Here is a 19084-nt window from a genome sequence, read left to right as displayed (position 1 = left end):
GCACACCATGAACCTCGACTTCGGCATCACCGACCTGTCCGGCACGTTCAGTGTCACGGACGTGGTCCTCGCACTCTCGCTGGCCTTCGTGACCAGCCTCGTGGTGGCCTGGACCTACCGCTCCACGCACCGCAACATCTCCTACAGCCAGAGCTACGTCCACACCCTGGTCATCCTGGGCATGCTGATCGCCCTGATCATGCTGGTGGTCGGCTCCAACATCGCCCGCGCGTTCGCCCTCGTCGGCGCGCTGTCCGTGGTCCGCTTCCGCAACGCGATCAAGGAGACCCGCGACGTCGGGTTCATCTTCCTGGTCATGGGAGTGGGGATGGCCTGCGGTACCCGCTTCTACACGCTGGCGATCATCGCCACCCTGGTCATCTGCGCGGTCATCGTGCTCATGCACCGCTTCAACTGGTTCGCGCTGAACGTCCAGCGCCAGGTCGTCAAGGCGCAGGTCCCCGCCGACGGCACCGACTACGAGCCCGCGATCGACGACGTCCTCGTCCGGTGCACCGACGAGTACGAACTGATCAGCACCGAGACCGTGCGCGGCGGCGCCCTGGTGGAAATGGCCTACACGGCACGTCTGAAGAAGGGCGTCCGGGCGGGTGACGTGATCGAGCGGCTGCGCGCGCTCAACTCCGGTCAGAAGGTCACCGTCCTGACCGGATACGACCAGACGGACCTGTGATCGCGATGGCCGACGACGACCTCGGGCCGCGCCGGACGCGGTACACCCGCCCGCGCCACCGGATCCCCGTACGGGTCCGCCAACACTGGAGGGCGGCAGCGGCCGTGCTCGTGGCCCTGACCGTCCTCGTCCTGGTCTTCGGAGGGGCGAGGGTCCGTCCCTACGTCACGTCCGAGCTCGTCTCGGCGGACACCGTGACCAACGACATCGAGGGCGCCGCGGACCCGTTCGACGGCGGGGAGCACACCATCGAGGTGACCTTCGACGAGTCCGAGTACGAGGAGATGCTGGAGACCTTCCGCGAGGAGGGGGAGAAGGAGTACATCCGGGCGGACGTCGTCATCGACGGGACCGCGATCACCGACGTCGGGCTTCGGCTCAAGGGCAACTCGACCCTCATGAGTCTGCGCCAGGACGGCGGCGGGGACGGGGAGGAGACGGGCACCGGTCGGGCCGGTGGCGGGATGAACATGACCACCCTGTCCGACGACCGGCCCGAGACGCTCCCGTGGTTGATCAGCTTCGACGAGTTCGCCGAGGGCCGCGCCTACGAGGGGCACACCGAGATCGCGCTGCGCCCGGCGACCTCGGCCTCGGACACCGCGCTCAACGAGGCCCTGGCCCTGGAACTGACCGCCGCGGACGGGCAGACCACGCAGGACTACACGTTCACCTCCGTCACGGTCAACGGCGGGGACACGGCGGTCCGCATCCTCCTGGACGCGCCCGACGCCGTGTGGGCGGACTCCCTCGGCGAGGGCGTCCTCTACAAGGGCAGGGCCGAGGGGTCCCTGGAGTACCTGGGCGGTGACCCCACCGATTACGAGGACGCCTTCAAGCAGATCAACGACGAGGGAGGATACGACCTCCAGCCCGTCATGGACCTGTTGGAGTTCATCGGGGAGGCGGACGACGAGGAGTTCGCCCAGCAGCTCGACACGTACCTGGACACCGAGGCCTTCGCCCGCTACCTGGCCCTCCAGGACCTCATCTCCAACGGTGACGCCATGGACGGCCCCGGCAACAACTACTACCTCTGGTACGACACGGAGGGGGAGCGGTTCACCGTGCTGTCCTGGGACCTGAACGGGGCCTTCAACGCGATGGGCATGGGGCCCGGCGCGGGCGGGGCGGCGGAGGCAGGCACGGGCGAGGACGTCGGAGCGCGGGCGCCCGGAGGGTGGCGGACGCCTGAGGGGATGGAACCGCCCGGCGGAGCGGAACCGCCCGAGGGGATGGAGCTTCCCGAGGGGATGGAGGCGCCCGACGCCGCGGAGGCCCCCGGCGGTATGGGCGGTCGGGGCAGCGGGGAACTCAAGGAACGGTTCCTGGCCGACGCCGGCTTCGAGGCGCTCTACCAGCAGGCGTACGCGGATCTGTACGAGGACCTGATCGCGAGCGGCACCGCCGTCGCCCTGCTGGAGGACATCGTGGCCAGGGCCGAGGCCGCGGGCGACACGGGAGCGGCCGAGGCGGGTGGGCGGCTCGCGGAGTCGATCGCCGCCGTCACGGAGGCTCCGCAGGAGGCCGCGCGGACCGGGGAACAGGGTGCCGGGGCCCGGGAGGACGCGGCCGAGGCCACGTCGGATCCGGGAACGGCGGCCGAGGACTGACACCTTCGCCCGCCGGGGCCGGGGCCGGGGCCGGGGCACCAGCACGCACCGGCCGTCTCCTCCGTGAGCGGAGGCGGCCGGTGCGTTGCCCGGTTCAGGCGACGACCTCGCTCGGTCCCGCCGGACGGACACGCCGGGAGCGCCGCCCGGCCTCCTTGGCGGCGAGCCGCTCGGCCAGGAACGCGTTCCAGCGCTCGATGACGGGCTCCATGGCGTAGGAGGAGGCCGACCGAACCGCCTCCTCCCCCATGCGCAGCCGCTCGTCCCGGTCCTCGACCAGCCGCAGCAGACCGGCGGCGAGCGCGTCCACGTCCTGGTCGGGGACGAGCAGTCCGTTGCGTCCGTCCTCGATGATCTCCCCCGGCCCGTGCGGGCAGTCGAAGCTGACCGCCGGGACGCCCACCGAGAAGCCCTCGATGATCGTCATCCCGAACCCCTCCACACGGGAACTGACCGCGAGCAGCGAGGCCTTCGCCAGCTCCCCGGTGAGGTCCTTGGTCCGCCCCATCAGCGTGACCTGGTTGCTCAGCCCCAGTTCGACGATCTTCTTGCGCAGCTTCTTGTCCAGCTTCCCGCCGCCGTAGATGCGCAGCCGCCACTCGGGGTGCTTGTGCGCGACGACCGCGAACGCCTCCATGAGCTTGGGGTACTGCTTGACGGGGGCCATGCGTCCGGCCCCGACGATGATCGGGTTGTCCTGGGTCGACCGAGGGTAGTCGCGCGCGGGCAGGGGGTTGGGTACCGCGGCCAGCCACTCCGGTGCGGCGTCGAGCAGGTCTCGGTAGGCCGACCGGTCCGCCTCCGTCAGGACGGTCATCCCGTCGAGGCGGGGGTAGTGGCGCGTGACGGCCTCACGCAGTTCGTCGGAGTGGTTCCCCAGGTTGACGTGCTCTTGGCCGATGGCGAGTACACGGTCCGGCGCCCACTGGGACAGGAGGAGGTTGAGGCCGGGACGGGTTCCGATGACGACGTCGGCCCGGGTCTCCCGCAGGTACCGGCGGAGCGCGGACAACGATCGCGCGGTGAAGAAATTCGCCCGTTTGGCCTCCGTTCCGGTGACGAGCTGGGAGATGGCGCGCTCGCGGTAGCGGAGGCTGGCCAGGCCGGGCAGCCTGTGGAACGTCTTCTCGGCGACCCCGGTCGTGGACAGGGCACGCAGCCCCACCCCTTCGGGGAGGGGGAAGAACGGGGTGTCGGTGTGCCGCACCAGGCTGACGATCTCCACCTCGTGGTGGGCGGACAACCCCTCGGCGAGGTTGTAGACCGTGCGGATCGTTCCGCCCATCGCGTAGCCGTTGGCGATGAGGAAGGCGATCTTCACGCGGAGGCCTCGTTCCGCTCGGTCGCCAGGAGGGAGAACTCGTCCTTGACGGTGTAGTAGGGCCGGATCCGCACCGCGGGTCCGCCGTCACCGCCCCCTCCGGCCAGGTCCGCCCGGGCGAAGACGACCTTGCCCTTCTTGCCGACGACGTCGTCGGCGTGCGAGGCGAGGCGCAGCTCCGCCTGGTCGTCGGGCGTTCTGAGCCACAGGTCCCACTCGTTGTGCTTGCGCTCGGGCTCGTGCGCGCCCGCGATCGGCTCCAGCGGGATCGCGCAGCGGAAGGCGTCGCCGTCAAGCGCGGCGGGAGCGGTCACGACACCGTCGAGGCTCCGCTGACGGGCGACGACCTCGCCGACCGCGGCGCCGTCCCCGCCGGCGGTGTAGGCGAAAAAGCCCGAGACGGTGATCGTGTCGGTGCCGACCTCCACCCACTCCACCTCCGCGTACGGGGTGACACTGGACGTCACGAGCCGCAAACGCCCCCGTGGGTCGCGGATCGTGCGCAGGTCACGGGTGCGTCGCTGGCGTACGTAGTCGAACCTGCCGCTGAGGCTGAGACCGGAGTCGCGGGTCAGGACCGGCGCCGGGCGTCCCGAGCGGTCGATCGACACCACGTTCCAGGTTCCGTCCTCCAGCGGGAGGTCGGCGAGACGGGCGCGGAGGACCCTGCCCTCCCGTTCGACGTCCGGGATCGGGACCGAGCCCCCGTCGGCCCCGTCCCGTAGCAGGGCCAGACCGGCCCCGAGCTCCTCCTCGGCCGCGAACCGGAGTTCCAGCACGTCCGCGGCATCGATCCGACTGAGCTCCGCGTGCAAATGATCCTCCCCAAGAATCTCGATGGGCCCCACCGGGTGACGACACCCTGGGCACGGCCCACGCCGCTGTGGCTCACTCCCGGAGAGCGGGTATGGAGTGATTCGTGGCAATGGTGGCAAATGGGATGTTTTGTTTACCTAAGTGGTCTATTGCTGTTAACCAAGCCACCGGTTCCCTCCGGGGCCGGATTTCTTCGGGTCGCCGCCCGGTCCCTCCGTCGCCGGTGGGCCGACCCGCGCCGTCCCGTTGTCGGCCCCCGACCTCCACTGGCGCCACCGCCCCCCCGCCGCTCCCCACCGCCCACCGCTCCGATCAGGGACTTTCCTGGCGCGATGGCGCGGTGCTTCCGAACACTCACCGACCGTTCGGTCAGTTCATAGCCATCGAGCTGCGAAAAGACCCACCCCGATTAAAAAGTGGATTGAGTCACATGACATGGTGTCCTCGGACTCGTCCGGTGTTGACCGATCGCGGGTCCGATGGTCAGATCCGGTCCCGAGCGGGCCGGTTGAGAGCAAACGGAGTACCCCCATGGCATCTTCCGACCCCCAGGTCGCACCAGCGGGCCCCACCGCCGAACGACGGGAGAGACGCCGCGTCCTCGCCGGAACGATGGTCGGCACCACCATCGAGTGGTACGACTTCTTCATCTACGCGCAGGCGGCCGGAATCGTCCTCGCTCCGCTGTTCCTCGCGCCCCTGTCCGAGGCCAGCCCCGGAACCGCCCAGGTCCTGTCCTTCGCCACCATCGGCATCTCGTTCCTCTTCCGGCCCCTGGGCGCCGTCGTCGCCGGCTTCCTCGGCGACCGGCTCGGTCGCAAACGGGTCCTCGTCGGCACCCTCGTGATGATGGGGCTGTCCACCTGCCTCATCGGCGTGCTGCCCACCTACGCGCAGGTCGGTGTGGTCGCCCCCGTCCTGCTCATCACCCTGCGTGTGCTCCAGGGGTTCTCCGCGGGCGGTGAGTGGGGTGGCGCCGCGCTGATGTCGGTCGAGCACGCGCCGACCACCAGGCGGGGCCTCTTCGGCGCCTACCCGCAGATCGGCGTGCCCTGCGGGATGATCCTCGCGACCTTCGTCGTCTGGCTGATCACCGCGATCGTCGGTGCCGACGCCTTCGCGGAGTGGGGCTGGCGCATCCCCTTCCTGCTGTCCTTCCTGCTCATCATCGTCGGTCACCTGATCCGCAAGTCCGTCGAGGAGTCCCCCGTCTTCCGGTCGATGCGGGAGCTCAGCGCCACCGCGGCCACTCCGCTGCGTCGGCTCTTCCAGGGCAACACCCGCGAGGTGGTCCTGTCCGCCCTGATCTTCCTGGCCAACAACGCCGCCGGATACCTGGTCATCGCCTTCATCGCCACCTACGCGTCCCGTCCCGAGGCGGAGCTCGGCCTGGGAATGGAGCGCGGCCCCGTGCTGCTGGCGACCGTGTTCGCCTCGTTCGGCTGGCTCGTGTCCACGCTGTACGGCGGGTGGCTCAGCGACCGGATCGGCCGTGTGCGCACCTTCCAGATCGGCTACGTCATGCTGGCGGTCTGGTCGGTGCCGATGTGGCTGCTCATCGACACGCGGAGCATCGTCGCCTACACCGCCGCGGTCTTCGTGTTCACCCTCGGCATGGGGCTGAGCTACGGCCCGCAGGCGGCGCTGTACGCGGAGATGTTCCCGGCCGCGATCCGCTACTCCGGCGTCTCGATCGGTTACGCGGTGGGTGCGATCATCGGCGGCGCGTTCGCCCCGATGATCGCGGAACTGCTGCTGGATCGGTTCCAGGCCTCGTGGACCATCGGCGCCTACATCGTGGCGGCCTCGGTGGTCTCCTTCGTCGCGGTGTCACTCGTCAAGGAGCCGAAGGGCGTCGACCTGCACGTGGGTGAGCGGACCTCGGTGTGAGACGGCCCTCCGCCTCCGGGCGGGGTGGCCGTACGGGGCGCTGGCCGGAGGACGGCCACCGCCCCGTCGTCATGTCGACTGGTCGCCATGTCGTTCCGCCGTCATGTCGTGTCCTCGCCATGTCCACCCGGGGCGCAGGAACAGGCGTCGGGCACGTGATGTTTCACGTGAAACCGGAGTTCACAGCGCTCCCGCGCGGAGAGGACCGATGATGCGGTTCCACCGGCCCGGACTACCGTCCGACCTGCCGCCGCCGGCCGACCTCTGGGCCAGGGGCGGGGCACTCGCGGTGGTGTGCGTGGGCTGTACCGGCGGGCAGGGGGAGTGCACGGCGGCGGACGGCGCCCTGGTGGTCGGCGGTCGGGGAGACGGATTCCGTCTGGTCCTCGTCGAGGGCGGGCGGGCCATGCTGCTCGGCAACGACCACGCGAGTTCTCCCGCGAGCGGGCATCGGCGCCCCGTGGACCCGCTCGGGGGCGCCCCCGACTGGCTTCCGTGGGACTGGCTGGGCCGTGCGCGCCGGTCCGGAGCGGACTTCGTCTACTGGTGGGACGGGGAATGGTCGCGGGTGGCCTACCCCGACGACTGGGACGACGACGGCCTGGCGGGCGCCGTCGGCCGGTTCGCCGACCACGAGGCCGCCGTCGACGGGATCGCCGCCCTGGTGGCCGGCCTCTCCAACGGGCGCACGGGCCGTGGCGTGGTCCGCGACCTCGTGCGAAGGGCTGAGGACCGGATCGTGGACGCCGCGACCGTGGCCGCCGTGCTCGCGGCGGTGAACGGCGCTGACCCCGAGCGTGCCCTGGACACCGCCCGGTTCCTGGGACTGACCGGAGGTGATGTCCCCGAAGTCGCCGCCGGGCGGGGCGGTCCCGCTTCGGGCGGGCTTCCGTCGGTCGGGGCGGACGAGTGGGGGCTGCTCGTCGGCGACGCCATGCGCTCCGGAGCGGAACGGCCCCGGCCCGCCCCCGCCCCCGCCCCCGCGGCCACCGCCCTCGTCGACTGGATCCGCGGCCGTGTGCTGGACGGGGACGACGCGTGTGTGCTCGTGTTCGGCGCCCTCCGCCCCTGGACTCTGGTGCGGGAGGGCGGCGGAGAGCCGCCCGCGTCCTCCGGGGTCCCGGAGCTGATGCTGCGGCTTCGGGAGGACGAGGCCGATCCGGAACACGGCCGGTGGCTGTTCCTCCGGGCGGCCGTCACCCGCGACGGGGCGCATCTGGAGCGCGCCCACGACCACTGGCCCTCCTGGGGCGCGGGCCACCCCACGGGCATGGTGGCGGACCTGGCCGGTCTGCGCGCGGAGATGGCGGCGCGTTCGCACGACTGGCGTCCCGCCTGGGCGGACCTGCTGGACGACCAAGCGCTCCTGTCGCCCCCGTGGCCCGGACCGCAGGGGCGGCCCAGTGTCCCGCCCCTCCAGCTGGGGCCGGGTGGACGCGCGGCGCTCATCGACGACGTCGCCTCCCTCCTGAGTGGGGCCGTGGCCGGGGAGTGGTCACGTCTCACACTCACCTACCGGGCCCTGGTCGGCTACGCGGGCGGGACACTGACGGTCACCGGGCCGGAGGGGGACCGCCGGACCGGTCCGCCGCCCGGGGTCCGCCCGGTGATGGCCGCTCTGCGTTCGGCCTCCTACGCGCCAGGGCGGGGCACCTGGTTCCGGGTGGAACTCGTACTGGAGCGTTCCTCGGGCTGGCGGATCACCTACGACCGCGAGGGCGAACCGGACTTCACCCTTCCGCCATCGGCCCTCAGCTACGCGCTGGACGCGCGGTACTTCCCCCGGGATCCGGTGCACACGCCGCCCTGGTTGGGCGAACGCCTGAGGGCCGCCCGGGACAGCGGACTCCGCGGCCCGCTCGGCTGATCCGGACGCGCTCGTCGACCGGTTGGGGGTCAGCGGATCGTCTGATCCGCGCGCTCGTGCGGCCGGACCGGGTGCTCAGGCGTCGCGGACCTGGCCCTCACGGGTGACGACCGGGGGCCGCACGGACCAGGGGAAGTTGATCCACTGGTCGGTGTACTTCCATACGTACTCGCACTTGACCAGGGACTGGGGCTTTTCGTAGATCACCGCGCTGCGTACGTCGGCGACGTGCTCGGCGCAGAAGTCGTGCACGAGCTTGAGCGTCTTGCCGGTGTCGGCGACGTCATCGGCGACCAGTACCTTCTTGCTGCTCAGGTCCACGACGTTGGGCACCGGCGGCAGCATGACGGGCATGTCGAGCGTCGTGCCCACACCCGTGTAGAACTCGACGTTCATCACGTGGAGATTCTTGACGTCGAGCGCGTACCCGAGACCGCCCGCGACGAACAGCCCTCCGCGCGCGATGGACAGGATGATGTCCGGCTCGAATCCGTCGTCGGCGATGGTGCGCGCCAGCTCGCGCATCGCGGTGCCGAAGAGTTCGTAGGTCAGGTTCTCGCGCTCGTCGCTCACGGATCTCCCCCTGCGTCCCGGTCGTGTGGATGGTGCCGGGGTCCGCGCAGGTGGGGCCGCCACGGCACCGATCCACCCTACGCCGCACGGGTCACCTCCTCTCACAGAACGTGACCCTGGCCACTCGTCTGCCAGGATCGGTGCTCCAGGTCACATGTCTGGACGAAATGTGTACAGATGTCGCCAAGTATGCGACATCTTCTTGAGTTTTTCGGCGAACTAGCGAACATATGGCCACAAAGACCACCATGTTTCTGTACACCTCACCCCGAGCCTGGAGGTTGGAGCATGGCTGGTGGCCAGGACCTTCTTCCCTCCGAGCGGCCACTGCGGCTGCTCGACGAGACCGGGCGGCGCGTGCCCGGCGCGGCCCTGCCGTTCCCCGACACGGACCGCCTCCTCGACGCGTACGCCTCCCTGGTGATCGGCCGCCGCGTCAACGACCAGGCCGGGGCCCTCGTCCGTCAGGGGCGTCTGGCCGTCTACCCCTCCTCGCACGGGCAGGAGGCCTGCCAGACCGGTGCGGCCCTCGCCCTGGCCGACGGCGACTGGCTCTTCCCCACCTACCGAGACACGGCGGCGGTCATCGCGCGCGGCGTGGACCCGGTCGAGGTGCTCACCCTCCTCAAGGGTGACTGGCACGCGGGTTACGACCCCTACGCCCACCGGGTCGCCCCCCAGGCCACTCCGCTGGCCACCCAGCTCCTGCACGCCGTCGGCGTCGCCCACGCGGCCCGCCTGCGCGGTGAGGACACCGTCGTCATGGCCCTGTGCGGCGACGGCGCCACCAGCGAGGGCGACTTCCACGAGGCGCTCAACTTCGCCGCGGTCTTCCGGGCCCCCGTCGTCTTCTTCGTGCAGAACAACGAGTACGCGATCTCCGTGCCCCTGGCCCGGCAGACCGCCGCCCCCTCCCTCGCGCACAAGGGCGTCGGCTACGGGGTGCCGGGCCACCGTGTGGACGGCAACGACGCCGCGGCGGTGCTCTCCGTCCTCGACCGCGCGGTCGCCTCCGCCCGTTCCGGGGACGGGCCCCAGCTGGTCGAGGCGCACACCTACCGGATGCAGGCGCACACCAACGCCGACGACGCCTCCCGCTACCGCAGCGACGAGGAGGTCGATCCGTGGGTGGCCCGCGACCCCCTGCTGCGTATGGAGGCCTTCCTGAAGCGCAAGCGCGCGCTCACCAAGGCCCGCCGGGCGGAGATCACCGAGCGCGCCGAGGCCGTGGCCGCGGCCATGCGCGAGGGCTTGGCCGAGGACACCGACCCCGAGCCCTCCGAGCTGTTCGCCCACGTGTTCTCCTCCCCCACCCCCCAGCTGGCCGAGCAGGCCGCCTTCCTGGCCGACGAACTGAGCAGAGAGGGCCACTGACATGGCGACGGACCCCACCAAGCTCACCATGGCCCAGGCGCTCAACCAGGCGCTGCGCGACGCCATGGCCGAGGACGAGACCGTGTACGTCTTCGGTGAGGACGTCGGTCCGCTCGGCGGCGTCTTCCGGATCACCGACGGTCTGACCGCCGAGTTCGGCGAACACCGCTGCTTCGACACCCCGCTCGCCGAGTCCGGCATCGTGGGCATGGCCGTGGGCATGGCGATGAACGGGATGCGCCCTGTGGTCGAGATGCAGTTCGACGCCTTCGCCTACCCGGCCTTCGAACAGATCGCCAGCCACGTCGCCAAGACCCGCAACCGCACCCGGGGGCGGGTCGGGCTGCCGATGGTCATCCGGGTCCCCTACGCGGGTGGGATCGGCGGCGTCGAGCACCACTGCGACTCCTCCGAGGCCTACTACGCGCACACGCCCGGCCTGACCGTGGTCGCCCCGTCCACCGTCGCCGACGCCTACTTCCTCCTCCGCGAGGCCATCGCCTCCCCGGACCCGGTGGTCTTCCTCGAACCGAAGAAGCTGTACTGGGGGAAGGAGGAGGTCGACCTCACCGCGCCCGAACCGGGTATCGGCACCGCCGTCGTCCGCCGTCCCGGCACCGACGCCACCCTCATCGCCTACGGCCCCTCGGTGCCCACCGCGCTGGAGGCGGCGGAGGCCGCCGCGCAGGAGGGCCGCAGCCTCCAGGTGGTCGACGTGCGCTCGCTCGTCCCGTTCGACGACGCGACCGTGTGCGAGGCGGTGCGCTCCACCGGCAGGGCGGTCGTGGTCGCCGAGGCGAGCGGATACGCCAGCGTCGCCTCCGAGATCACCGCCCGGGTGACCGAGCGCTGCTTCCACTCGCTGGCCGCGCCGGTCCGCCGCGTCACCGGTTTCGACATCCCCTACCCGCCGCCGAAGCTGGAGCGCTTCCAGCTGCCCAGCGTGGACCGCATCCTGGACGCCGTCGACGACCTCCAGTGGGAGGACCAGTGAGTATCCGGACCTTCGACCTTCCCGACCTCGGCGAGGGCCTCACCGAGGCCGAGGTGGTGCGCTGGCTGGTCGCCGTCGGCGACACCGTGGCCGTGGACGCGCCCGTGGCCGAGGTGGAGACCGCGAAGTCGATCGTGGAGGTCCCGTCGCCGTTCGCCGGAACGGTCAGTGAGCTGCACGGCGAGGAGGGTGCCGTCCTCGCCGTGGGCACGCCGCTGATCAGCGTGGACGACGGGGTGGCGGCCGAGGCCGTCGCGCCGGAGCCGGGGGCCGCCCCGGAGGGGGCGGCCGTGGCCTCCCCCGAGGGTGAGCGCTACCGGGAGGAGGAGCGCGCCGGAACCGGTTCGGGCAACGTGCTCATCGGCTACGGCACCCCCGAACACCAGGCGAGCGGGCGCCGCCGCAGGCCGCGCGACCGGCCGGCCGTTCCGGCGGCGCCGTCCCGGGCCACGGCTCCCGAACCCGCCCCGGCGGCCACCACCCGTCCGCCGCTGGTGACCTCACCGCTGGTCCGCCAGATGGCCCGCGAGGCCGGGTTGGCGATCTCCTCGGTCACCGGCAGCGGCCCCGGCGGGCTGATCACCCGGGCCGACGTGCGCGCCGCGATCGAGGCCGCGAAGGTCCCGGCTGAGCCGACCCCGGCCACCGCGCCCGTTCCGGTCGATTCGGGCGGCACCGATCCGCGCACCGGGCTGGCCGAGTCGCGGCGCGTCCCGATGACGGGGTTCCGCAAGGCCGTCGCCGAGTCCCTGTCCCGCAGCCGCCGGGAGATCCCCGAGGCCACCGTCTGGGTGGACGTGGACGCCACCGAACTGGTCCGTCTGCGTCAGTCCGACCCCGAGGGGCCCGGCCTGCTCTCCTACGTGGCGCGCTTCGTCCTCGCGGGGCTGCGCGCCCACCCGGAGCTCAACGGCCTGGTCGACACCGAACGCGGCGAACTGGTCCAGTACGACGGCGTGAACCTGGGCCTGGCCGTCCAGACCGACCGGGGCCTGGTCGCTCCCGCCGTCCTGGGCGCGCACCGGATGACCACGACCGAGCTCGACGCGGAGATCCGGCGTCTCACCGCCGCCGCCCGTGAGGGGAAGGCCACCCCGGCGGAGATGACCGGCGGCACGTTCACCCTGAACAACTACGGTTCGCTGCGGGTGGACGGCAGTGCCGCGATCATCAACCACCCGCAGGTCGCCATCCTCGGTCTGGGCCGGATCATGGACCGCCCGTGGATCGTGGACGGCGAGCTGACCGCCCGCAAGATCACGCAGCTGTCCTTCGCCTTCGACCACCGCGTCTGCGACGGCGGCACGGCGGCGGGCTTCATGCGCGTGGTCGCCGACGCCATGGAGAACCCCGCGAAGGCCATCGCCGCCCTGTGACGTCACCCGACCCGAACGGCGTCCCGGGGAGTCGGCACCCCGGGGCGCCGTTCGTATGTCCGCACGTCGCCGAGTCCACGTGTCGCCGAGGCGCTCTGTCGTCGTGTCGACACCGAGGCCGGGGGTCGTCCACGCGGCCCCGACCGCCGCGGCGGCCCCCTCACCCCCGCGGCGGGTCGCCGTCGCGCACGACCTCCAGGTACTCGGAGATCGCGTCCCTGTTCCTGGACAGGCACGCGATGCGCTGGTCCATACGGTCGCGCTCGTGTTCGAGCGGCGCGATCATCTCCGGGGTGGCGTCGGGGAAGTGGATGGACCTGGGCCGGTCCAGGCACGGGAGGATCTGCCGGATCAACCGGGTGGGGAGCCCGGCGTCGGGGAGCCCCCTGATCTGGAGGACCCGGTCCACGAGGCGGGGGTCGTAGTCGCGGTAGCCGTTGGGCAGGCGCCGGGGCCGGATCAGGTCCTGTTCCTCGTAGTACCTGAGCAGCCGCCGGGGGCAGTCCGTCACGATCTACGCGCTCGGCACGGCGCTCACGGCGATCCCGCTGACCGCGGCCACGGCGCGATGGCCGCGCAAACGGCTGCTGCTGACGGCCGTCGTGGCGTTCGCGCTCGCCAACACCGTCACGGAGGCCTCCACCGACTGCCTCCTCACCATGGCGGCCCGGTTCGTCGCCGGGGTGGCGGCCGTTCTCGCGGTCCTGTCCGGTGGAGCCGTACCGGTGTACGCCGCGGTGGTGCTGTGGGGGCTGGGCTGGGGCGGTGTCCCCACCCTCCTCCAGACCGCGGTGACCGACGCGGGCGGCGAGGTCGCCGACACCGCGCAGTCCGTGCTCGTCACCCTGTGGAACGTGGTGATGGCGGGCGGCGGAGTGGTGGGTGGCGTGCTGCTCGCCCGTCTCGGACCGCTGGCCCTGCCGTGGAGCCTGCCGGTGCTCCTGGCTCCGGTGCTGGTCGTGGTGCTGGCCGCCCGTGTCCACGGGTTCCCCGCCCGGCGGGCCGGAGCGGGGAGCTGACCTCGCCCCGCCCGAACGGCGACGCGCCCCGTCCCCGTGTCTCCACGGGGACGGGGCGCTTTGTCGACATGCCGATCCGGCTACACGTCTACTCGTCGCCCTTGGCGACCAGGGTGAGCACGTCGTAGGTGGCGACCGGCTCGTCACGCTCGTTGGTGACCAGCGCGTCCCAGCGGACCTCGCCGTAGTCGGCGTTCGCGCGCGGGGTGATCTGCTTGGCGGTCAACTGGACGCGGATGGTCTCCCCCTCCTTGACCGGGGTGAGGAAGCGCAGGTTGTCCACGCCGAAGTTGGCCAGCACCGGGCCCGGGGCCGGGTCGACGAACAGCCCCGCCGCCAGTGAGACCACCAGGTACCCGTGGGCCACGATCCCGCCGAACAGCGGGTTGGCCGCGGCCGCCTCCTCGTCGGTGTGCGCGTAGAAGGTGTCCCCGGTGAACTCCGCGAAGTGGTCGATGTCCTCCCGCGTGACCGTCCGCTCGGCGGAGGAGATCGTGTCACCGATCCGCAGCTGCGCGAGGTTCTTGCGGAACGGGTGCACCTCGCCCACGTCGCGCCTGGAGCCGGTGGTCCAGTGCCCGGTGATCGCGGTCGCCATGTCCGGCGAGGCCTGGATCGCCGTGCGCTGCATGTGGTGCTTGACGCCGCGCACACCGCCCATCTCCTCGCCGCCGCCCGCGCGGCCCGGGCCGCCGTGCACCAGCATCGGCAGCGGAGAGCCGTGCCCGGTGGACTCCTTGGCGTCGTCGCGGTCGAGGACGAGGATCCGCCCGTGCCACGGGGCCAGCCCGAGCACGATCTCCCGCGCCACGTCGGGGTCGTGTGTGACGACCGAACCGACCAGGCTTCCGGTGCCGCGCGCGGCCAGCTCCACCGCCTGGGCCACCCCGTCGTAGGTGATCACGGTGCTGACGGGGCCGAACGCCTCCACCTCGTGCGGCTCGCCGGCGTCGGGCCGGGCACGCAGCAGGATCGGCGACATGAACGCGCCCGCCTCGGCGTCCGCGCCCACGACCTCCACCTCGTCCGGGTCGCCGTGGACGACGTCGGCGGAGGCGAGGAGTGCCTTGACCGCCTTGCGCACCTCGGCGCGCTGGTCGAGCGTGGCCAGCGGACCCATGCGCACGTCCTCGCGGTCAGCGGCGCCGACCACCACCGCGGACAGGCGGTCGGAGATGGCCTCGGTGACGGCGTCGGCCATCGGTTCGGGGACGATCACCCGGCGGATGGCGGTGCACTTCTGCCCCGCCTTGACCGTCATCTCCGTGACGACCTGCTTGACGAACAGGTCGAACTCGGGGTCCTCCACGCGGACGTCCGGGCCGAGGATCGAGCAGTTCAGCGAGTCGGCCTCGACGTTGAGCTGGACTCCGCCGCGCACGACGTTCGGATGTTCGCGCAGCAGGGCGCCGGTCGCGGCGGAACCGGTGAAGCCGACGATGTCCTGCGGGCCGAGGTTGTCGAGCAGCCCCCGGTGCGTGCCCACGAGGAGCTGGAGGGAACCCTCCGGCAGAAGCCCGGACTCGACCATGCGCCGTACGACCGCCTCGGTCAGGTAGGACGTCTGGCCCGCCGGTTTGACGATGCTGGGCATTCCGGCGAGGAAGGCCGGCGCGAGCTTCTCCAACATGCCCCAGACGGGGAAGTTGAAGGCGTTGATCTGCACGGCCACGCCCGGGCGGGAGGTGTAGACGTGCTGACCGACGAAGGTGCCCTTCCGGCCCAGCGGCTCCAGGGGCCCGTCGAGGACGACCGTCGAGTTGGGCAGCTCGCGCCGCCCCTTGCTGGAGAAGCTGAAGAGCGTGCCGAAACCGCCGTCGACGTCGACCATCGTGTCGCGCCTCGTGGCCCCGGTGCGGTGGGACAGGGCGTAGAACTCGTCCTTGTGCCCGGTGAGGTAGGTGGCGAGTTCCTTGAGGATGAGCGCGCGCTGGTGGAACGTGAGCGCGCGCAGGGCGGGCCCGCCCACGCGGCGCGCGTAGTCGATCATCGCGGCGACGTCGGGTCCGTTGGCCGAGATCCGGGCGACGGTCTCCCCTGTGTTCGCGTCGGCCAGCGGCGCGCCCTCGTCCTCGGGGGTGAACCACGATCCCAGTGCGTAGCTCTCCAGTGTGTGGGACACCTGACGGTCCTCTCCTCGGGCTGTGCGTCTCTCGGCACAGTATTACAGACCGATCGTTCAGTAAATAGTCCCTGGTCGGATGATGTCCGAACCCGGTTCGCTCCAGGGTTTCGGACATCTCGCCCGTGTCATCAAACCGGGAGCGAAGCGCCCAAACGATGTGTCATTTTGTCGACATATCGACTTCCCGATCCGGGTTCCGGGTTCGGGTGAGAGGAGGTCACCTGGTCAGCGGCATGACACGCACGCCCGGCAGCTCTCCCAGCAGCGCTCCCGGCACCAGCAGTTTGGACCGGCGAAGCCCACTCCCCACCACCACGTGCGGTGTGTCGGCGACGGCCTCGTCCACGAGCAGCGGCCACCCGTCCGGCAGGCCGAACGGAGTGATGCCGCCGTACTCCATGCCGGTCAGCCCGGTGGCCTCGTCCATCGGGGCGAAGGAGATCTTGCGGGCGCCCAGGTGGCGGCGGATCGCTCCGTTGACGTCGGCGCGCTGGGTCGCGAGCACCACGCACGCCGCGTACGTCACCTCACCGCCGCGCTTGGCCGCCAGCACGACGCAGTTGGCGCTCGCCTCCAGCGGCACCCCGTAACGCTCACAGAACGCCGCGGTGTCCGCCAGGTCGGGGTCGATGGCGGCCACCCGGACCTCCTCCGCCAGACCCTTCGTCACCGCACGCACCGGTGCGGCCAGCAGGTCCGGGTGGTCGTCGGGCGTCGTCCAGTCGATGCGGCCGAGCATGGTCACTCCTCGGGGGTGTGTGTCGGGTTCGCAGCCATGATTTCGCATCCCGGTCCGCGAGGATCAGCCGTGCCGACGGGTGACCGCCAACGCCAGTCCGGCCAACCCCTCGGCCCGGTATCCAGGCCACCCGTGCACGGCGGACACGTATTCCCCGGGGATCTCCCCGGCGCCCCACCGGGCGCCGAGCAGCGCACCGGCGATCGCCGCCACGGTGTCGGTGTCGTTCCCGGCCCGGACCGCCGCTCGCAGAGCGCCCGTGAACCCGTCCGGTTCGTGGGTGATCGCCGACCACGCGGCCTGGAGGGCGCGGACGACGAACCCGTTGTCGCCGAACGCGTGCGGCGGCCGCTCCTCGGCCTCGCCCAACCACCCCGACCACGCGTCGCGCCGGTCCTCCGGAAGCAGGTTCAGGCCCGCACGGACGCCCGCCAGATCGCCGTCGACCACCGCGTGGCGCACCCCCTCGCACCACAGGACGCAGGCCTCCCCCGCCAGTGGGTCGCCGTGGGTGAGGTCGCTGTACCGGCGCGCCGCCGCGGCCAGGCCCCAGGGATCGTCGAGGTAGGCCAGGGCGAGCGGGCCCGTGCGCATGAGGGAGCCGTTCCCGGCGCTGCGGACGCCCGACGCGTACAGCTCCGCCGCGCCCTCCGTCATCACCCGGGCGACGTCGTCGGACCGCCAGGCGTGTTCGGCCCCGCCCAGGACCCGAGCGGTCTGGTTGCCGATGTCGGTGGCGCCCTCGGCCCGCCACCTCAGGAACGCCCGCGCGGTCGCGGCCAGCGCCTCCGGAGCGAGGGGGTCGTCGTGGTCGCGCAGGCTCTCCGCGACGCAGACCGCCATCTGGGTGTCGTCGGAGTACTCACCCGGTGCGTAGGGGCCGAGCCCGCCGCCGACCATCTCCGGGACGCGGTCGGCGGGCAGCGGCGGCCCGAACTCGTAGGGAACGCCCAGGGCGTCACCACAGGCGGCGCCCAGCAGGACACCGACGGCACGGTCGTCGGCGGTTCCGGGGAGGGGAAGGGACACGGTGGCCTCGCAGGGGGTGACAGGGGGTGTTCGATCCTGAGCCTAGTGCGTTGGCTGTGTCCACATTCGGCCTGGTGAAACATGCTTGATGGATCTTCGTCCGCATAGAATCCCCTCGTGACCCCATCCCCCGACTTCCTCACCGGCACCGTGCTGCACGAACGTTTCGCACTCGGTCCGATCCTGGACGCCGACGCGGCGGGAAGCACCCACGAGGCGCGGGATCTGGCCGAGGACCGGGCCGTGACCGTCAGCCTCCTGCACCCGCGACTCGCCGCCGACCCGGCCGCCGAGCAGGCGTTCCTGGCCAGGGCCGAAGCGCTCGCCGCGGTGTCCCACCCCGGCCTGGCCAGGGTCCTCGGCCAGGGGCGCGACGGAGAACACGTCTACGCCGTCACCGAGCGCGTCGAGGGGGTGTCCGTCGCCGAGGTGCTCGCCGGATACGGGCCCCGCGCCGGATACGACCCCCAAAACGCGCTGTCCGTCGTCGCGGACGCGCTCTCCGCGCTCCGCGCGCTCCACGGGGCGGGCCTCGTCCACGGCTCCCTGAACACGGACCGGGTGATCCTGGACGACGCCGGCGACGTTCGTGTCACGTGCCTCCCGGGGTTGCCGGGGGTCCCGGGCAAGGCCGTCGCCGACACCCGGTCGGACGTGTACGCCGCCGGGGTCCTGCTGTACGCCCTGATGACCAACGTGAGCACGGCACAGGACGATCGTCCGCTGCGTCCGTCCTCGGTCGTCCCCGGTGCGCCGCCCGACCTGGACATGCTGGTCGCGGGCGCCACCGATCCCAACCCCCGCTACCGCCCCAGGGACGCGGGCCAGTTCCTCGCCCTGGTCGAGCAGGTGCTGGGCGCCACGCCCGGAGCCGCCCCGGCCGCCGTTCCGGAGACCGCGGCGCCCGCCGTGCGCGAGGAGGACCCGGAGACCGTCCCCTTCGCCGCCCCCGCGCCCGCCCCGGATCACGTCCCGGGTCACGTCCCGGCGGACCCGGGAACCGGGCCGGCGGAGGAGGGCGTGCCGCCGTGGCGCCGCCTCCCGGTCCTGATCGCCGCGGGGGCACTCGTGACGCTCCTGGCCGCGGCTGTGGTCTGGGCACTTGTGCCGGATACCGACGACGAGCCGGGAACGGGGGCCTCCGCGCCGCCCTCCCCCGCCCAGTCCACGTCGGAGGAGGACCCGGAGCCGTCCCCGTCCCCGTCGGCCGACGCACCCGCGGTCGTCCCCTACCTGATCGGCATGGACCGGGCTGAGGCGGTCGCCGCACTGGAGGAGCTCGGACTGGAGGCACGGATCGTCGAGGAGCCCAGCGACACGGAGCCCGCCGGAACGGTCGTCGAGCAGGACACCTCGACCGGGGAACCCGCCCCCGAGGACGGCGTCGTGACGCTCACCGTGTCCACCGGCCCCGCCGAGGAGGAGTCCTCAGGCACCGGGTCCGAGGAGGACGACACGGCCGACTCCGAGTCCGTCCCCGACACCGACTCGGGTGACGGTTCCGGGGGCGGCCCCGGCCCCGGCAGGGACAACCCCGGGCGCGGCAACGGGAACGGCAACGGGAACGGCAACTCCTAGCGCCAGCGCCGGTCTCCCCCTGGCGTCCCACGACACCGGTTCCCGGCCGAATGTGTCCCATCGCCACATGTGAATC

At 71.8% G+C, this 19084-nt stretch carries 16 protein-coding genes; 9 read left to right on the top strand and 7 right to left on the bottom strand.

Features of this window, described 5'->3' with window-relative positions; genetic code table 11:
* Positions 1-7: 7 nt before the first annotated feature.
* A complete protein-coding gene (locus KIK06_RS22050) occupies positions 8-694 on the top strand; it encodes a DUF4956 domain-containing protein (RefSeq protein ID WP_017601620.1) in 687 nt (228 codons plus the stop codon).
* A gap of 5 nt (positions 695-699) precedes the next feature.
* Positions 700-2307, top strand: a complete 1608-nt coding sequence (locus tag KIK06_RS22045) for a CotH kinase family protein (RefSeq protein WP_268644923.1) — start codon at positions 700-702, stop codon at positions 2305-2307.
* A 94-nt stretch (positions 2308-2401) separates the two neighbouring features.
* Here the strand turns inward: KIK06_RS22045 and KIK06_RS22040 are convergent, their stop codons facing one another.
* Complete coding sequence (locus KIK06_RS22040) at positions 2402-3628, bottom strand: glycosyltransferase family 4 protein (RefSeq protein WP_268644922.1); 1227 nt, start codon at positions 3626-3628, stop codon at positions 2402-2404.
* Positions 3625-4443 (bottom strand): hypothetical protein, encoded by an 819-nt coding sequence (locus KIK06_RS22035; protein WP_268644921.1) that lies wholly within the window; start codon positions 4441-4443, stop codon positions 3625-3627. The genes KIK06_RS22040 and KIK06_RS22035 overlap by 4 nt, the downstream gene beginning before the upstream one ends.
* Positions 4444-4975: 532 nt before the next feature.
* Here KIK06_RS22035 and KIK06_RS22030 point away from each other — a divergent pair.
* Entirely contained in the window at positions 4976-6334 is a 1359-nt protein-coding gene (locus tag KIK06_RS22030; protein ID WP_442789788.1) for an MFS transporter, read from the top strand.
* Positions 6335-6542: 208 nt separating this feature from the next.
* On the top strand, positions 6543-8201 hold the full coding sequence (locus KIK06_RS22025; RefSeq protein ID WP_268644920.1) for a hypothetical protein: 1659 nt from the start codon (positions 6543-6545) through the stop codon (positions 8199-8201).
* Between the two features lie 75 nt (positions 8202-8276).
* Here the strand turns inward: KIK06_RS22025 and KIK06_RS22020 are convergent, their stop codons facing one another.
* Positions 8277-8774, bottom strand: coding sequence for a phosphoribosyltransferase (locus KIK06_RS22020; protein WP_017601614.1), 498 nt, complete (start codon positions 8772-8774; stop codon positions 8277-8279).
* A gap of 288 nt (positions 8775-9062) precedes the next feature.
* On the opposite strand from KIK06_RS22020, the gene pdhA reads away from it, so the two are divergent.
* From pdhA to KIK06_RS22005, 3 genes are read left to right on the top strand one after another with little or no spacing between them, the layout of a single operon-like run.
* Positions 9063-10148, top strand: a complete 1086-nt coding sequence (gene pdhA / locus KIK06_RS22015; protein ID WP_017601613.1) for a pyruvate dehydrogenase (acetyl-transferring) E1 component subunit alpha — start codon at positions 9063-9065, stop codon at positions 10146-10148.
* 1 nt (position 10149) lies between these two features.
* Positions 10150-11142, top strand: coding sequence for an alpha-ketoacid dehydrogenase subunit beta (locus KIK06_RS22010; protein ID WP_017601612.1), 993 nt, complete (start codon positions 10150-10152; stop codon positions 11140-11142).
* Complete coding sequence (locus tag KIK06_RS22005) at positions 11139-12518, top strand: dihydrolipoamide acetyltransferase family protein (protein WP_268644919.1); 1380 nt, start codon at positions 11139-11141, stop codon at positions 12516-12518. Before KIK06_RS22010 ends, KIK06_RS22005 begins: the two co-directional genes overlap by 4 nt.
* 160 nt (positions 12519-12678) lie before the next feature.
* On the opposite strand, the gene KIK06_RS22000 is transcribed toward KIK06_RS22005, so the two are convergent.
* Complete coding sequence (locus tag KIK06_RS22000; RefSeq protein WP_268644918.1) at positions 12679-13029, bottom strand: MerR family transcriptional regulator; 351 nt, start codon at positions 13027-13029, stop codon at positions 12679-12681.
* 91 nt (positions 13030-13120) lie between these two features.
* Here KIK06_RS22000 and KIK06_RS21995 point away from each other — a divergent pair, with 91 nt between their 5' ends.
* Complete coding sequence (locus KIK06_RS21995; RefSeq protein WP_268644917.1) at positions 13121-13537, top strand: hypothetical protein; 417 nt, start codon at positions 13121-13123, stop codon at positions 13535-13537.
* Between the two features lie 88 nt (positions 13538-13625).
* On the opposite strand, the gene paaZ is transcribed toward KIK06_RS21995, so the two are convergent.
* The 3 genes from paaZ to KIK06_RS21980 form a co-directional block, all read right to left on the bottom strand.
* On the bottom strand, positions 13626-15659 hold the full coding sequence (paaZ, locus tag KIK06_RS21990; protein WP_268644916.1) for a phenylacetic acid degradation bifunctional protein PaaZ: 2034 nt from the start codon (positions 15657-15659) through the stop codon (positions 13626-13628).
* Between the two features lie 220 nt (positions 15660-15879).
* The gene (locus KIK06_RS21985) at positions 15880-16401 is read right to left on the bottom strand and encodes a YbaK/EbsC family protein (RefSeq protein WP_017601602.1); all 522 of its coding nucleotides are present in this window, start codon (positions 16399-16401) and stop codon (positions 15880-15882) included.
* Between the two features lie 63 nt (positions 16402-16464).
* Positions 16465-17430, bottom strand: a complete 966-nt coding sequence (locus KIK06_RS21980) for an ADP-ribosylglycohydrolase family protein (protein ID WP_268644915.1) — start codon at positions 17428-17430, stop codon at positions 16465-16467.
* Between the two features lie 117 nt (positions 17431-17547).
* On the opposite strand from KIK06_RS21980, the gene KIK06_RS21975 reads away from it, so the two are divergent.
* Positions 17548-19008, top strand: coding sequence for a PASTA domain-containing protein (locus tag KIK06_RS21975; RefSeq protein ID WP_268644914.1), 1461 nt, complete (start codon positions 17548-17550; stop codon positions 19006-19008).
* Positions 19009-19084: the final 76 nt, after the last annotated feature.

The organism is Nocardiopsis sp. EMB25, from assembly GCF_026797795.1.
GTDB lineage: Bacteria > Actinomycetota > Actinomycetes > Streptosporangiales > Streptosporangiaceae > Nocardiopsis > Nocardiopsis lucentensis.
This window is presented reverse-complemented; position numbering and strand designations above follow the sequence as displayed.

Excerpts from the sequence above, each read along its gene's own strand:
- KIK06_RS22030 (WP_442789788.1), top strand. The coding sequence starts at position 4,976 with ATGGCATCTTCCGACCCCCAGGTCGCACCAGCGGGCCCCACCGCCGAA.
- pdhA (WP_017601613.1), top strand. The coding sequence starts at position 9,063 with ATGGCTGGTGGCCAGGACCTTCTTCCCTCCGAGCGGCCACTGCGGCTG.
- KIK06_RS22010 (WP_017601612.1), top strand. The coding sequence starts at position 10,150 with ATGGCGACGGACCCCACCAAGCTCACCATGGCCCAGGCGCTCAACCAG.
- KIK06_RS22045 (WP_268644923.1), top strand. The coding sequence starts at position 700 with ATGGCCGACGACGACCTCGGGCCGCGCCGGACGCGGTACACCCGCCCG.
- KIK06_RS22025 (WP_268644920.1), top strand. The coding sequence starts at position 6,543 with ATGATGCGGTTCCACCGGCCCGGACTACCGTCCGACCTGCCGCCGCCG.
- KIK06_RS21985 (WP_017601602.1), bottom strand. The coding sequence starts at position 16,401 with ATGCTCGGCCGCATCGACTGGACGACGCCCGACGACCACCCGGACCTG.
- KIK06_RS22050 (WP_017601620.1), top strand. The coding sequence starts at position 8 with ATGAACCTCGACTTCGGCATCACCGACCTGTCCGGCACGTTCAGTGTC.